The organism is Streptomyces sp. NPDC104106 (assembly GCF_055584345.1).
In genome coordinates this window covers 170381-185803 of the sequence record NZ_JBVJMF010000012.1, presented here as the reverse complement: position 1 = coordinate 185803, position 15423 = coordinate 170381, and the positions used below count along the sequence as shown (strand labels likewise).

1 protein-coding gene is annotated in these 15423 nt (G+C 76.7%); it reads left to right on the top strand.

Annotation, left to right across the window (positions count from 1 at the left end; genetic code table 11):
- Positions 1-36: 36 nt before the first annotated feature.
- The gene (locus ACZ60X_RS26965) at positions 37-15411 is read left to right on the top strand and encodes an SDR family NAD(P)-dependent oxidoreductase (protein ID WP_469603664.1); all 15375 of its coding nucleotides are present in this window, start codon (positions 37-39) and stop codon (positions 15409-15411) included.
- The last annotated feature ends 12 nt before the right edge of the window (positions 15412-15423 follow it).

The following is a 15423-nucleotide window of genomic DNA, read 5'->3' as shown; positions in this document are numbered from 1 at the left end:
CAGGAGTGGCGACACCCGATGACCAACGACGAAAAGCTGCTCTCCTACCTCAAGCGGGTCTCCGCCGACCTGGCCCAGACCCGTCAGCGGCTGCGCGAGGTGGAGACCCAGGACCGGGAACCCATCGCCATCGTCGGGATGAGCTGCCGCTTTCCCGGCGGCGTGAGCAGCCCGGAGGAGTTCTGGCGGCTCGTCCACGACGGCACCGACGCCATCGGCGACTTCCCCGAGGACCGCGGCTGGGACGTCGACGCGCTCTACGACCCCGACCCGGACGCCACCGGCAAGACCTACGTCAGGCGCGGCGGCTTCCTCACCGACGCGGCCGGGTTCGAGCCGGACTTCTTCGGCATCAGCCCCCGCGAGGCGGTCGCGATGGACCCCCAGCAGCGGCTGCTGCTGGAGGTGTCGTGGGAAGCCCTGGAACGCGCCCGGATCGCCCCCGGCTCGGCGCACGGCGCCCGGATCGGGGTGTTCGCGGGCACCAACGGCCAGGACTACAAGGACCTGCTCGCGAAGACGCCGCAGGACAGCGAGGCGGCGCTCGGCACCGGCGTACTGGCCGCCGTCATCTCCGGGCGCGTCTCCTACACCCTCGGCCTGGAAGGCCCGGCCGTCACCATCGACACCGCCTGCTCCTCGGCGCTCGTCGCGGTGCACCTCGCGGTACAGGCCCTGCGCAACAAGGAGTGCACCCTCGCGCTCGCGGGCGGCGCCACCGTGATGTCCACGCCGGGCAACTTCATCGCCTTCTCGCGCCAGCGCGGACTCGCCCCGGACGGCCGCTGCAAGTCCTTCGCCGACACGGCGGACGGCACCGGCTGGAGCGAGGGCGCCGGGATGCTCGTCCTGGAACGGCTCTCCGACGCCCGCCGCAACGGGCACGAGGTGCTCGCGGTCGTCCGTGGTTCCGCCGTCAACCAGGACGGCGCCTCCAACGGCCTGACCGCGCCCAACGGGCCGTCCCAGCAACGCGTCATCCGGGCCGCGCTGGCCGGGGCGCGGCTCGGCCCCGCCGACGTCGACCTGCTGGAGGCACACGGCACCGGCACCACCCTCGGCGACCCCATCGAGGCCCAGGCCCTGCTCGCCACCTACGGCCAGGACCGGCCCGCGCGGACCCCGCTGTGGCTCGGCTCGGTCAAGTCCAACATCGGGCACACCCAGGCCGCGGCCGGCGTCGCCGGCATCATCAAGGCCGTCATGGCGATACGGCACCGGGTCCTGCCCAGGTCGCTGCACGCCGACGAGCCGTCCGGCAAGGTCGACTGGGGCCAGGGGCAGGTCCGGCTGCTGACCGAGAACCGGCCCTGGACCGATCCCGGCCGCCCGCGCCGGGCCGCCGTCTCCTCCTTCGGCGCCAGCGGCACCAACGCACACACCATCCTGGAGGAGGCGCCCGCCGAGGAGCCGGCCGAGCCCGCACCGCGTACGGCGCCGCCCCTGGTGCCGTGGGTGGTCTCCGGCCGCACCGAGCGCGCCCTGCGCGAGCAGGCCGCCCGCCTGGTCGCCGCCGCCGGTGCGCTGGACCCGGTGGACGTGGCGCACTCCCTGGCCGCCACCCGCACCGCGCACCAGTACCGCGCGGTGGTGCTGGGCCCCGACCGCGACACGCTCACCGCGGCCATGACCCTGGTCGCCGACGGCGGCCGGGGCGCCGCCGCCGGCCGGGTCCGCAAGGGGCAGACCGCCTTCCTGTTCACCGGGCAAGGCTCACAACGGGCGGGGATGGGGCGGGAGTTGTACGCGCACTTCCCGGTCTTCGCCCGCGCCGTCGACGGGATCTGCGCGCTGTTCGGCGACGACCTGCGGGACCTGATGTTCGGCGACGACCCCGAGCCGCTGCACCGCACCGCCCGCACCCAGACCGCGCTGTTCACCTTCGAGGTCGCGCTGTACCGGCTGGTCGAGTCCTGGGGGCTCACCCCCGACTACCTCGCCGGGCACTCCGTCGGCGAGATCGCCGCCGCCCACGTGGCGGGCGTGCTGGACCTGAAGGACGCGACCACCCTGGTGGCCGCGCGCGGCCGGCTCATGCAGGAGCTGCCCGAGGGCGGCGCCATGATCGCCGTACGCGCCACCGAGGACGAGGTCCGCCCGCTGCTCACCGGGCGGATCGGCATCGCCGCCGTCAACGGGCCCGGCTCCGTGGTGATCTCCGGCGACGCCGACGAGGCCGGGGCGGTCGCGGCCCACTTCGACAAGAGCCGGCGCCTGAAGGTCTCGCACGCCTTCCACTCGCCGCTCATGGAGCCGATGCTGGCCGAGTTCCGGGCGGTCGCCGCGTCCCTGACCTACCACCGGCCCACCGTGCCCGTCGTCTCCAACGTCACCGGCGCCCTCGCCGGCCAGGACCTCGCCACCCCCGACTACTGGGTGCGGCACGTCCGCGAGGCCGTCCGCTTCCACGACGGCATCCGCGCCCTCGCCGCCGAGGGCGTCAGCCGCTTCCTCGAAATCGGTCCGGACGCCGTGCTGACCGCCATGGCCCGCGAATGCCTGGCCGCCGACGGCACGGACACCCAAGCCGTGCTCGCCGCCGCCTCCCGCCGCGAGCGCGACGAGACCGAGACCCTGCTCACCGCCGTGGCCCGGATGTTCACCGGCGGGGCGGCCGTCGACTGGACCGCGCTGTTCACCGGCGCCCGCACCGTCGACCTGCCCACCACCGCCTTCCAGCGCGAGCGGTTCTGGCCCGAGACGGCCGGCACCGTCGGCGACGTCGGCTCCGCCGGACTCGACGCCGCCGACCACCCGCTGCTCGGCGCCGCCACCGTCCTCGCCGACTCCGACGGCGCCGTGCTCACCGGCCGGCTCTCCGTGCGCACCCATCCCTGGCTCGCCGACCACGTCGTCGGCGGCTCGGTCGTCGTCCCCGGCACCGCCATGGTCGAACTCGCCGTCCGCGCCGGCGACCAGGTCGGCTGCGGTCACCTGGACGAACTCGCCCTGGAGACACCGCTGGTGCTGCCCCCGGACGACGGCGTGCGCGTCCAGGTCGCCGTCGGGGCGCCCGACGCCGCCGGCGCGCGCACGGTCCAGGTGTACGCCCGCGCCGAGAGCCTGCCCGCCGACGAGCCGTGGACACAGCACGCCTCCGGCCTCCTCGCCACGCGGACCGGTACCCCCGGCACCCGCCTGGACGTCTGGCCCCCCGAGGACGCCGAACGCCTCGACACGGCCGGCCTGTACGAGCGCCACGCGGCCGCCGGCCTGGAGTACGGCCCCGTCTTCCAGGCGCTGACGGCCGCCTGGCGGCGCGGCGACGAGGTGTTCGCCGAGGTACGGCTGCCGGAGCGGCCCGCCGCCGACGCGCCCCGCTTCGGCCTCCACCCGGCCGCCTTCGACGCCGCCCTGCACTCCCTGGCCCTGCTCGGCGACGGATCCGCCGACGACACGGCCCGGCTGCCCTTCATGTTCGCGGGGGTCACCCTGCACGCCGTCGGAGCCTGCGTGCTGCGCGCCCGCCTCGTGCCCACGGGGCCGGACGCCTTCGCCGTCGACCTCGCCGACGCCACCGGCGCCCCGGTCGCCACGGTCACCTCCCTCGCCGCACGCCCGCTCACCCACCTGCGCGCCGCCCGCGACACCACCGCCGACGCCCTGTTCGCCCTCGACTGGCAGCCACTGCCCCTGGAGACCGACGCCCCCGACACCGAGCACCGGGTCCTGCACAGCACTGCGGGCGCCGACGCCGCCGCCGTACGCGCGGCCCTGCACACCGCGCTCGCGGCCCTGAAGGACGACGACCCCCGCCCGCTGGCCGTCGTCACCCACGGCGCCGTCGCCGTCGGGGACGAGGACGTGCCCGACCTGGCCGGCGCCGCCGTATGGGGCCTGGTGCGCTCCGCGCAGTCGGAGAACCCGGACCGGTTCGTGCTGCTCGACCTCGAACCGGGCACGGACGCCGCCTCCGTCCTGCCCGCCGTCCTCGCCTCCGGTGAACCGCAGGTCGCGCTGCGCGCCGGCACCGCCCGCGCCGCCCGGCTGGTGCGTGCGCAAGTCCCCGCCGACTCCCCGGAGTCGGCCCTCGACCCCGCGGGAACGGTCCTGCTGACCGGCGCCACCGGCGGCCTCGGCCCGGTGCTCGCCCGCCACCTGGTCACCGCGCACGGCGTACGCCACCTCGCGCTGCTCAGCCGCTCGGGCGACGCCGGCGAGCTGATCGCCGAACTCGCCGAGCTGGGCGCCACCGCGACCGCCCACGCCTGCGACGTCGCCGACCGGGACGCGCTCGCCGCCGTCCTGGCCGGCATCCCCGCCGAGCACCCCCTCACCGCGGTCGTGCACGCGGCCGGCGTCCTCGACGACGGCGTGGTCTCCTCGCTCACCGCCGAGCGGATCGACACGGTCCTCGCCCCGAAGGCCCTCGGCGCCCTGCACCTGCACGAACTGACCGGCGGCCTGCGGGCGTTCGTGCTGTTCTCCTCCGTCGCCGGTACGGTCGGCGCCCCGGGCCAGGGCAACTACGCCGCCGCCAACGCCCTGCTGGACGCCCTCGCGGCGCACCGGCGGGCCCAGGGCGCGCCCGCCCTGTCGCTGGCGTGGGGACCGTGGGCCCCCTCCGGCGGTATGACCAGCTCCCTGGACGACGGGGACCGGGCCCGCATCGCCCGCGGTGGCATGACCGCCCTGTCGGCCGAGGAGGGCACCGCCCTGTTCGACCTGGCCGTCCGCACCGGCCGGCCCGCCCTGGCCCCGGTGCGGCTCAGCCTGCCGGCGCTGCGCGCCCAGGGCAGCGCCCTCGCGCCCGTCTTCCGCGCGCTCGCCGGCCGGCCGGTGCGCCGGGAGGCGGCCGCCGAGGACGCCGGCACCGGCTTCGCCGAGCGCATGGCGGCCCTGGGCGACGAGGAACGTGCCGAGGCACTGCTCGGCACGGTCCGCGCCCATGTCGCCGCCGTGCTCGGGCACGCCGACCCCGGCAGCGTGGAGACCGACCGGGCCTTCAAGGACCTCGGTTTCGACTCGCTCGCCGCGATCGAGCTGCGCAACTCCCTGTCCGCCGAGCTGGGCCGGCGGCTGTCCGCCACCCTCGTCTTCGACCATCCGTCCCCCGAAGCGCTCGCCGCGCACCTGGCCACCCTGGTCGGCGGCGCCCGCGGCACGGCGCGCCGGGACCGCCGTACCGTCACGGCGCGGGCGGACGAGCCGCTGGCGATCGTCGGCCTGGCCTGCCGCTACCCCGGCGACGTGCGCGGCCCCGAGGACCTGTGGCGGCTGGTCGCCGACGGCACCGACGCCATCACCGCGTTCCCCGCGAACCGCGGCTGGGACGTGGACCGCATCGTCGACCCCGGCCGGCAGCGGCCCGACACGTCCTACGTCGGCGAGGGCGGTTTCCTGCACGACGCGGGCGAGTTCGACGCCGCGTTCTTCGGCATCAGCCCCAAGGAAGCCCTCGTCATGGACCCGCAGCAGCGGCTGCTGCTGGAGGCGTCCTGGCAGGCGCTGGAGAGCGCGGGCATCGACCCGCACACCCTCAAGGGCAGCCGCACCGGCGTGTTCGCCGGCGTCCAGTACCACGACTACTTCGGCAGCTTCGGCTCCGGCAGCATCATCTCCGGCCGCATCGCCTACACCCTGGGCCTGGAGGGCCCGTCGCTGTCCGTCGACACCGCCTGCTCCTCCTCCCTGGTCGCGCTGCACCTGGCCGCCCAGTCGCTCCGGCAGGGCGAGTCCAGCCTCGCGCTCGTCGGCGGCGTCGCCGTCATGGCCACCCCGGAGACCTTCATCGAGTTCAGCCGCCAGGGCGCGCTCGCCCCCGACGCCCGTACCCGTGCCTTCGCCGACGCGGCGGGCGGCACCGTGTGGGGCGAGGGCGTGGGCGTCCTGGTCGTCGAACGGCTCTCCGACGCCCGGCGCAACGGGCACGAGATCCTGGCCGTCGTCCGCGGCACCGCCGTCAACCAGGACGGCGCCTCCAACGGCCTCACCGCCCCCAACGGGCCCTCCCAGGAACGCGTCATCCTCGAAGCCCTGGACAACGCCCGCCTCACCACCGCCGACGTGGACGTCGTGGAGGCGCACGGCACGGGCACGACGCTGGGCGACCCGATCGAGGCGCAGGCCCTGCTGGCCACGTACGGCCAGGGCCGCGACGCGGACACGCCGCTGTGGCTCGGGTCCGTCAAGTCCAACATCGGACACACCCAGGCCGCGGCCGGCGTCGCCGGGGTCATCAAGATGGTGATGGCCATGCGGCACGGGGTGCTGCCCCGCACGCTGCACGTGGACCGGCCGTCCACGAAGGTCGACTGGGACGCCGGACAGGTACGGCTGCTGACGCAGCAGCGCGAGTGGCCCGAGCAGGGCCGTCCGCGCCGGGCCGGGGTGTCCTCGTTCGGCATCTCCGGCACCAACGCCCACGTCATCCTCGAACAGGCCCCACCCGCCCCCGCGGAACCCGAGCCCAGCGGACCCCAGGGCCTCGCCGTCCCGTGGCTGCTCTCCGCGAAGACGCCCGCCGCGCTCGCCGGGCAGGCCGCCACGCTCCTCGGCCACCTCGACACCCACCCCGGCCTCGACCCGTCCGCCGTCGGCTGGACCCTCGCCACCACCCGCGCCCGCTTCCCGCACCGGGCCGCGATCACCGGAGCCGACACCGCCGAACTGCGCGGCGCGCTCGCCGCGCTGGCCGACGGCACCACCGCCCGCACCCTGGTCGAGGCCACCGCCCCCGGTCGCGCCCGGCCCGTGTTCGTCTTCCCCGGCCAGGGCTCCCAGTGGTCCGGCATGGGCACCCAGCTCCTCGACGAGTCCCCGGTGTTCGCCGCCCGCATGGCCGAGTGCGCCGCCGCCCTCGCGCCGTACACCGACTGGGACTTCCACACCGAGCTGCGCGGCGACCTCGACCGGGTCGACGTCGTCCAGCCGCTGCTGTGGGCGGTCATGGTGTCCCTTGCCCACACCTGGAGCGCGTACGGCGTCGCCCCGGCCGCCGTCATCGGGCACTCCCAGGGCGAGATCGCGGCCGCCTGCGCGGTCGGCGCCCTGTCGCTCCAGGACGGCGCCCGCGTCGTCGCCCTGCGCTCCCAGGCCATCGCCGAGCTGCTGTCCGGCTCGGGCGGCATGATGTCCGTGGGCGAGGGCGCCGACGCGGTCCGCGCCCGGCTCACCTCCGTCGGCGGCCGGCTCTCGGTCGCCGCCGTCAACGGGGCCGCATCCACGGTGGTGTCCGGCGACCCCGACGCCCTCGACGAACTCCTCGCCCGGCTCCGGGCGGAGAAGGTCCGCGCCAAACGGCTGCCCGTGGACTACGCCTCCCACAGCGCCCACGTGGAGACCCTGCGCGAACGGCTGGCGGACGTCCTCGACGGCATCGAGCCCCGCCCCGCCCAGGTGCCCTTCTACTCGACCGTCACCGGCGGCCCGATCGACACCACGGAGCTGGACGCCGGGTACTGGTTCACCAACCTGCGCGGCACCGTGCTGTTCGAGGACGCCGTGCGTGCCGCCGTCGCCGACGGGCACCAGCTGTTCATCGAGTCCAGCCCGCACCCGGTGCTGACCGTCGGCATCCAGGAGACCGACGACGCCGTGGCCGCCGTGGGCTCCCTGCGCCGCGACGAGGGCGGCCGGGACCGGCTGCTGAGCGCGCTGGGCGCCGCGTTCACCCACGGCGCCGGCGTCGACTGGGCCGCCGTCGCCGAGGGCCGCCGCCCGCGCCGTGTCCCGCTGCCCGGCTACGCCTTCCAGCGCGAGTGGTACTGGCTCGACAGCACCGCGAGCGGCGCCGACGTCACCTCCGCCGGCCTCGCCCCGACCGACCACGCGCTGCTCGGCGCCGCCATGGTCCGCGCCGACAGCGAGGGCGCCGTCCTCACCGGCCGCCTCTCGCCCGGCGTCCAGCCCTGGCTGGCGGACCACCGGGTCGGCGGCCGGCTGCTGTTCCCCGGCACCGGGCACCTGGAGCTGGCGCTGCGCGCCGGTGACCAGGTCGGCTGCGGCGACATCGCCGAACTCACCCTGCACGCGCCGCTGGTCCTGCCCGAGCACGGAGCCGTGCAGCTCCAGGTCGTCGTCGGCGCGCCCGAGGGACGGACCCGCCCGGTCGCCATCTGGTCGCGCCCGGAGAGCCCCGACGAGGACCTGCCGTGGACCCGGCACGCCGACGGCCTGCTCGCCCCCACCGGCAGCCTCCCGGTCCCCGCCGAGCCGCTCACCGCCTGGCCCCCGCAGGGCGCCGAGCCCATCGGCCTGGACGGCCTGTACGACGAACTCGCCGCACTCGGCCTCGGCTACGGGCCCCTGTTCCAGGGCCTGCGCACCGCCTGGCGCGCCGAGGACGGCCTGTACGCGGAGGTCGCCACCGACGCCGCCCCCGACGGCTTCGGGCTGCACCCGGCCCTGTCCGACGCCGCCCTGCACACCGTCGGCCTCACCGGCGCCGCAGGCGAGGAGGCCCTGCTGCCGTTCGCCTGGTCCGGGGTACGGCTGCACACCACCGGGGCGACCGCCCTGCGCGTCCGCGTCCGGCCCACCGGCGAGGGCACCGTCTCCCTCACCCTCGCCGACCCCGCCGGCGAGCCCGTCGCCACCGTCGACTCCCTCACCCTGCGCCCCCTGAGGGCCGAGGCGCTGGCCACCGCGGCCCGCTCGGCCCGCGCGGGCGCGCTGTACCGGGTCGAGTGGGTGCCGGCCACGTCCGCCACCGCCACGGCCGACGCGCCGGACGTGGTGCGCGCCCCGGCCGGAGTGAGCGCCGCCGAGACCCGGGCGGCCGTCGACAGCGTCCTGGACGAGCTGCGCACCCGGCTCGCCGACGACGAGGGGGCCGCGTTCGCCGTCGTCACCGGCACCGATCCGGCGGGCGCCGCCGTCGGCGGCCTGGTCCGCTCGGCCCAGTCGGAGAACCCCGGCCGCATCGTGCTGATCGAGACCGAGGCGGAGCAGGGGCCGGACGCCGAGCGCCTCGCCGAGGCCATGGCCACGGGCGAGCCGCACCTGGCCTTCCGCGACGGCGCCTTGCTGGCACCGCGGCTGGCCCGCGCCACCGACCACCGGCCGGCACCCGGCGGGACGCCGGACCTGAGCGCCGGCACCGTCCTGCTCACCGGCGCCACCGGCGCCCTCGGCCGCGTCGTCGCCCGCCATCTGGTCGCCGAACACGGCGTACGGCATCTGCTGCTGCTCAGCCGCAGCGGCGCCACCGACGAACTCGTCACCGAACTCACCTCGCTGGGCGCCGAGTTGACGGACATCGCCGGTGACGTCGCCGACCGGGACGCGCTCGCCGCCGTACTGGCCGCCGTACCGGCCGACCGTCCGCTGACGGCCGTCATCCACGCGGCCGGCGTCCTCGCCGACGGCGTCCTCGGCTCCCTGACCCCGGAGCGGATCGACACGGTGTTCCGGCCCAAGGTCGAGGCCGCCTGGAACCTGCACGAACTCACCGCGGACCTGGACCTGACGGCGTTCGTGCTGTTCTCCTCCTCCGCCGCCACGCTCGGCTCGCCGGGTCAGGCCAACTACGCCGCCGCCAACGCCTACCTCGACGCGCTCGCCGTGCACCGCCGGGCCCTCGGGCTGCCCGCGCACTCCCTCGCCTGGGGGCTGTGGGCGCAGGCCGGCGGCATGACCGGCACCCTCGACGAGGCGGACCTCACCCGCATCGCGCGGGGCGGTGTCGCCCCGCTGGAGACCGAGGAGGGCGTCGCCCTCTTCGACGCCGCGCTGTGCGCCGCCGATCCCGCCGTCCTGCCGGTGAAGCTCGACATGGCCTCCTTGCGCGCACAGGGCGAGGGCCTGTCCCCGCTGTTCCGCGCCCTGGTGCCCGTGCGCCGGGCCGGCGCGGCCACCGCGCAGAGCACGACCGGTGGCGCCGACGCCTTGCGGGAGCGGCTCGCCGGACTGCTGGAGGGGGAGCGCGAACCGCTCCTCACCGAACTCGTCCAGAACCACGTGGCCACCCTCCTCGGCTACCGCTCCGCCCAGGACGTCGGCCGCACCCTGGCCTTCCGGGAACTCGGTTTCGACTCCCTCGCGGCCGTGGAACTGCGCAACCGGCTCACCGCGGCGACCGGACTCCGGCTCCCGGCCACCCTCGTCTTCGACCACCCCACGCCCGCCGAACTCGCCCGCCATCTGCTCGGCGAACTCACCGGCACCCTCGCCGAGGCGGCCGTCCGCACCACCCCCCGGAGCGCCGGCGCCGACGAACCGATCGCCGTCATCGGCATGGCCTGCCGCTTCCCCGGCGGCATCGGCTCACCGGAGGACCTGTGGCGGCTGGTCGCCGAAGGCCGGGACGCCGTCGGCGACTTCCCGGACGACCGCGGCTGGGACGTCGATTCCCTCTACGACCCGACCCTGGACCGGCCCGGCACCAGCTACACCCGGCACGGCGCCTTCCTGTACGGCGCGGGCGACTTCGACCCGGCGTTCTTCGCCATGGACGAGGAGGAGGCCCTGGTCACCGATCCCCAGCAGCGGCTGCTGCTGGAGACCTCCTGGGAGGCGCTGGAGCGCGCCTCCATCGACCCGGCTGGCCTGCGCGGCTCGGACACCGGCGTGTTCGCGGGCGTGATGTACCACGACTACTTCGGCAGCTTCGGCTCCGGCAGCGTCGTCTCCGGGCGCGTCGCCTACACCCTGGGCCTGGAGGGTCCCACCCTTTCCGTCGACACGGCCTGCTCCTCGTCACTGGTGGCGCTGCACCTGGCCGCGCAGTCGCTGCGACAGGGGGACTGCTCGCTGGCGCTGGCCGGGGGAGTGACCGTCATGGCCACCCCGGGCACCTTCGTGGAGTTCAGCCGGCACCGCGGCCTCGCCCGGGACGGCCGCTGCAAGCCCTTCGCGGACGCGGCGGACGGCACCGGCTTCGGCGAGGGCGCGGGCGTGCTGCTGCTGGAGCGGCTCTCCGACGCCCGCCGCAACGGCCGGAAGGTCCTCGCCGTACTGCGCGGCACCGCCGTCAACCAGGACGGCGCCTCCAACGGCATCAGCGCCCCCAACGGCCCCGCCCAGCAGCGCGTCATCCGCCGCGCCCTGGCGGCGGCCGGCGTGGCGCCGGCCGAGGTCGACGTGGTCGAGGCGCACGGCACCGGCACCACCCTCGGCGACCCCATCGAGGCCCAGGCGCTGATCGCCACCTACGGCGCCGAGCACACCGACGACAGCCCGCTGTGGCTCGGCTCGGTCAAGTCCAACCTGGGACACACCCAGGCCGCCGCCGGTGTCGCCGGGGTCATCAAGATGGTCCAGGCCATGCGGCACGAGACGCTGCCGGCCAGCCTCGGCGTCGACCGGCCCTCCCGGCACGTGGAGTGGGAGGGCGCGGGCGTCCGGCTGCTGACCGAGAACCGGCCCTGGCCCGACCCTGGCCGCCCGCGCCGCGCCGGCGTCTCCTCCTTCGGCATCTCCGGCACCAACGCCCATGTGATCGTCGAGGCCGCGCCCGCCGAGGAGCCGGCGGTCCCGACCCCGGCCCCGCCGGTCGACACCGCGGCGTGGCTGCTGTCCGGCCACACCCCGGACGCCCTGCGCGCCCAGGCGGCCCGCCTGCTGGAGCACCTGGCCGCGGCGCCCGACACCGACCCGCACCATCTCGCCGGCGCGCTCGCCCACGCCCGCACCCGGCTCGGCCACCGGGCCGCCGTCCTCGGCCGCACCCGCGACGAACTGGCCGAGGGCCTCCGGGCGTTGGCGCAGGGCCGCACCCCGCGCTCCGGCGTGCGCGGCACCGCCACCGACGGCCGCCTCGCCCTCCTGTTCTCCGGCCAGGGCTCGCAGCTGCCGGGCATGGGCACCCGCCTCGCGGCCGCCTTCCCCGCCTTCGCCGAGGCCTTCGACGAGGTCCGCGCCCACCTCGACCCGCTGCTGGACCGGCCGCTCGCCGACGTCCTGGACTCCGCCGAGCTGCTGGAGCGCACGGAGTACACCCAGCCCGCGCTGTTCGCCGTCGAAGTGGCCCTCTTCCGGCTGCTGGAGTCCCTCGGCGTCCGGCCCGACCTGCTCGCCGGGCACTCCGTCGGCGAGTTCGCCGCCGCCCATGTCGCGGGCGTGCTCGACCTGAAGGACGCATGCACCCTCGTCGCCGCCCGGGGCCGGCTGATGCAGGCCCTGCCCGAGGGCGGCGCGATGATCGCCGTACAGGCCTCCGAGGACGAGGTCGCACCGCTGCTCGGCGACGGCGTCGGCATCGCCGCCGTCAACGGGCCGGCGTCCGTGGTCGTCTCCGGCCCGGCCGGACCGGCCCGCGCGCTGGCCGCCCGCTTCCCGCGCACCAAGGAGCTGGCCGTCAGCCACGCCTTCCACTCGGCCCTGATGGAGCCGATGCTGGCGGAGTTCCGCGCCACCGCCGCCGCGCTCTCCTACGGCACCCTGCGCATCCCGCTGGTGTCCACCCTCACCGGCGCCCCGGCCGCCCCCGACGAGCTGTCCACGCCCGATTACTGGGTACGGCACGCCCGCGAGGCCGTCCGCTTCGCCGACGCCGTCACCGCCCTGCACGAGGCGGGCGTACGGCACTTCGCGGAGGTCGGCCCGGGCAGCGCGCTGACCGCCGCCGCGGGCGAGTGCCTGCCCGAGGGGGCCGCGGCCGTCGTACCGCTGCTGCGCAAGGACCGCGAGGAGACCGAGGCCCTGCTCACCGGGCTCGCCGCCCTGCACGTGCACGGCGGTGCCGTCGACTGGACGGCACTGCTGCCAGGCCGCGACGGCTCGGACCTGCCCACCTACGCCTTCCAGCGCGGCCGCTACTGGATGACCGCCGACGCCGGCCTGCCGCGCCCGCCCGCCGACCACCCGCTGCTCGGCACCGCCGTCGAACTCGCCGGCGCCGACGGCACCCTGTACACCGGCCGTCTCTCCCTCGCCGAGCACCCGTGGCTGGCCGACCACACCGTGGGCGGCGTGCCGCTGCTGCCGGGCACCGCGTTCGTGGAGATGGCGCTGGCCGCCGGTGCGCGCGTCGGCTGCGGCACGGTGGAGGAGCTGACCGTCACCGAGCCGCTGGTGCTGCCCGAGGACGGTGCCGTCCGCCTCCAGGCCACGGTCGGCGAGCCCGACGCGAGCGGCACGCGCGCCTTCCGCGTGTACGCCGCCACCGCCGACGGCGAGCCGTGGACCACCCACGCCACCGGTGTGCTGCGGCCCGGCGAGGACGGGCCCGGCGATGACCTCACCGCCTGGCCGCCGCCCGGCGCCGAACCGGTCGACCTGGACGGCGTGTACGAGCGGCTCGCCGCCCTGGGCGCCGGCTACGGCCCCCGCTTCCAGGGGCTGCGCGCGGCCTGGCGGCACGGCGACGAGGCGTACGCCGAGGTCGAGGTCCGCACGGACGCCGCCGCCTTCGGCCTGCACCCGGCGCTGTTCGACGCCGCCCTGCACGCCATCGGGCTGCGCGCCGGAGCCGAGGAACGCATGACGCTGCCCTTCGCCTGGAACGGCGTCGCGCTGTTCGCGCGGGGCGCGAGCGCCCTCAGGGTGCGGATCGCCCCCGCCGGCGCCGCCGCGGTCCGTATCGAGGCGGCCGACGCCACCGGCCGGCCGGTGGCGCGCGTCGCGTCGCTGTCCCTGCGGGAGACGGACCCGGAGCGGATCGCCGCGGCCGGCGCCGGCGGACACGAGGATCTGTTCGCCCTCGACTGGGTGTCCGTCCCCGTGCCCGCGGCTGCGCAGGCCGGACGGTGGACCGTGCTCGGCTCCCGCCGGCGGGAGCTGGTCGACGCGCTGGCCGGCGAGGTGGCCGAGGTCGCCGTCGCCGGCACCGTGGCCGAGGCCGCCGAACAGGCCCCGGACACCCTGGTCGTCGTCCACACCGGCGGCGACGCACCGGACACGATCCGGGCCGGCCTCCGTGACCTCCTCGCCCAGGTGCAGGACTGGCTGGCCGACGCCCGGTTCGCCGACACCACACTGCTCGTGGCGACCAGCGGGGCGACCGGCCCCGGTGACGTCACCGACCCCGGCGCCGCCGCCGCGTGGGGCCTGATCCGCTCCGCCCAGTCCGAGCACCCCGACCGGCTGGTCCTCGCCGACCTGGACGACACCCCCGCCTCCCGGCGCCTGCTGCCCTCCGCCGTCGCCACCGGCGAACCCCAACTGGCATTGCGTAACGGAGCGTTGAGCGTCCCGCGGCTGGCGCGCGCGCCGCGCCTGGCCGCGCCCGCCCCGGCCGGCCTCTCCGGCGGCGTCCTCGTCACCGGCGGCACCGGCGCCCTCGGCCGGCTGGTCGCCCGGCACCTGGTCACCGCGCACGGCGCCGAACGGCTGGTGCTGCTCAGCCGCAGCGGCCCCGAGGCGCCCGGCGCGCGGGAGCTGCGCGAGGAGCTGACCGGGCTCGGCGCCCAGGTGACCCTGGTCGCCTGCGACGCCGCCGACCGCGCCGCCCTCGCCCGGGTGCTGGACGCACACCCCGTCTCCGCGGTGGTCCACACCGCCGGTGTCCTCGCGGACGCCGTGCTGACCTCGCTCACCCCCGAGCGGCTGGACACGGTCCTGCGCCCGAAGCTGGACGCCGCCTGGAACCTGCACGACCTGACCCGGCGGCGCCCGCTGACCGCGTTCGTGCTGTTCTCCTCCGCGGCCGGTGTGCTCGGCAGCCCCGGCCAGTGCGGATACGCCGCGGGCAACACCTTCCTCGACGCCCTCGCCGCCCACCGCCGCTCGCTCGGCCTGCCCGCGGTCTCGCTCGCCTGGGGCGCCTGGGCGGGCAGCGGCGGCATGGCCGACCGGCTCGGCGACACCGAAGCCCGCCGCATGGCCGCCGGCGGCGTGCTCGCCCTCGACGCGCAGGCGGGCCTCGACCTGTTCGACACGGGCGTGGGCCGCGCCGAGCCGGTGCTGCTCGCCGCCCGCCTGGACCTCGCACCGCGCGAGGCCGACCGCGTCGCCCCGCTGCTGCGCTCCCTGGTGCGGGCACCGCGCCGGACGGGGGCCGGCGCGTCGGCGGCCGCCTCGGGCCTGCGCCGCGAACTGGCGGCGCTCGCACCGCAGGAGCGCACCGCACGGCTGCTGCGGCTGGTGGGGGACGAGGCGCGGGCGGTGCTCGGCATCGAGGAGCTGGAGAGCGAACTGCCCTTCAAGGACCTCGGCTTCGACTCGCTGAGCGCCGTCGAGTTCCGCAACCGGCTCAATGAGGCCACCGGCCTCCGGCTGACCGCCACGCTCGTCTTCGACCACCCGACACCGGCCGCGCTCACCGACCACCTCGCCGCCGAACTGGCCCCGCGCACCGCCGGCGCACCGCGCGACGAGGAGGACACCGTGCGGGCGGCGCTCGCCGCCATCCCGGTCGGACGGCTGCGCGAGGCGGGGCTGCTGGACAGCCTGCTCGAACTCGCCGCAGTGCGGTCCGCGCCGCGGCCCGCGGCGGACGGCGAACCCGGCGCGTCGATCGACGCGATGGACGCCGAGAGCCTGATCAGCCTGGCGCTCGACGATCTCGTCGGCGACGACGACGCCCTGTGACGCCGCCCGCGA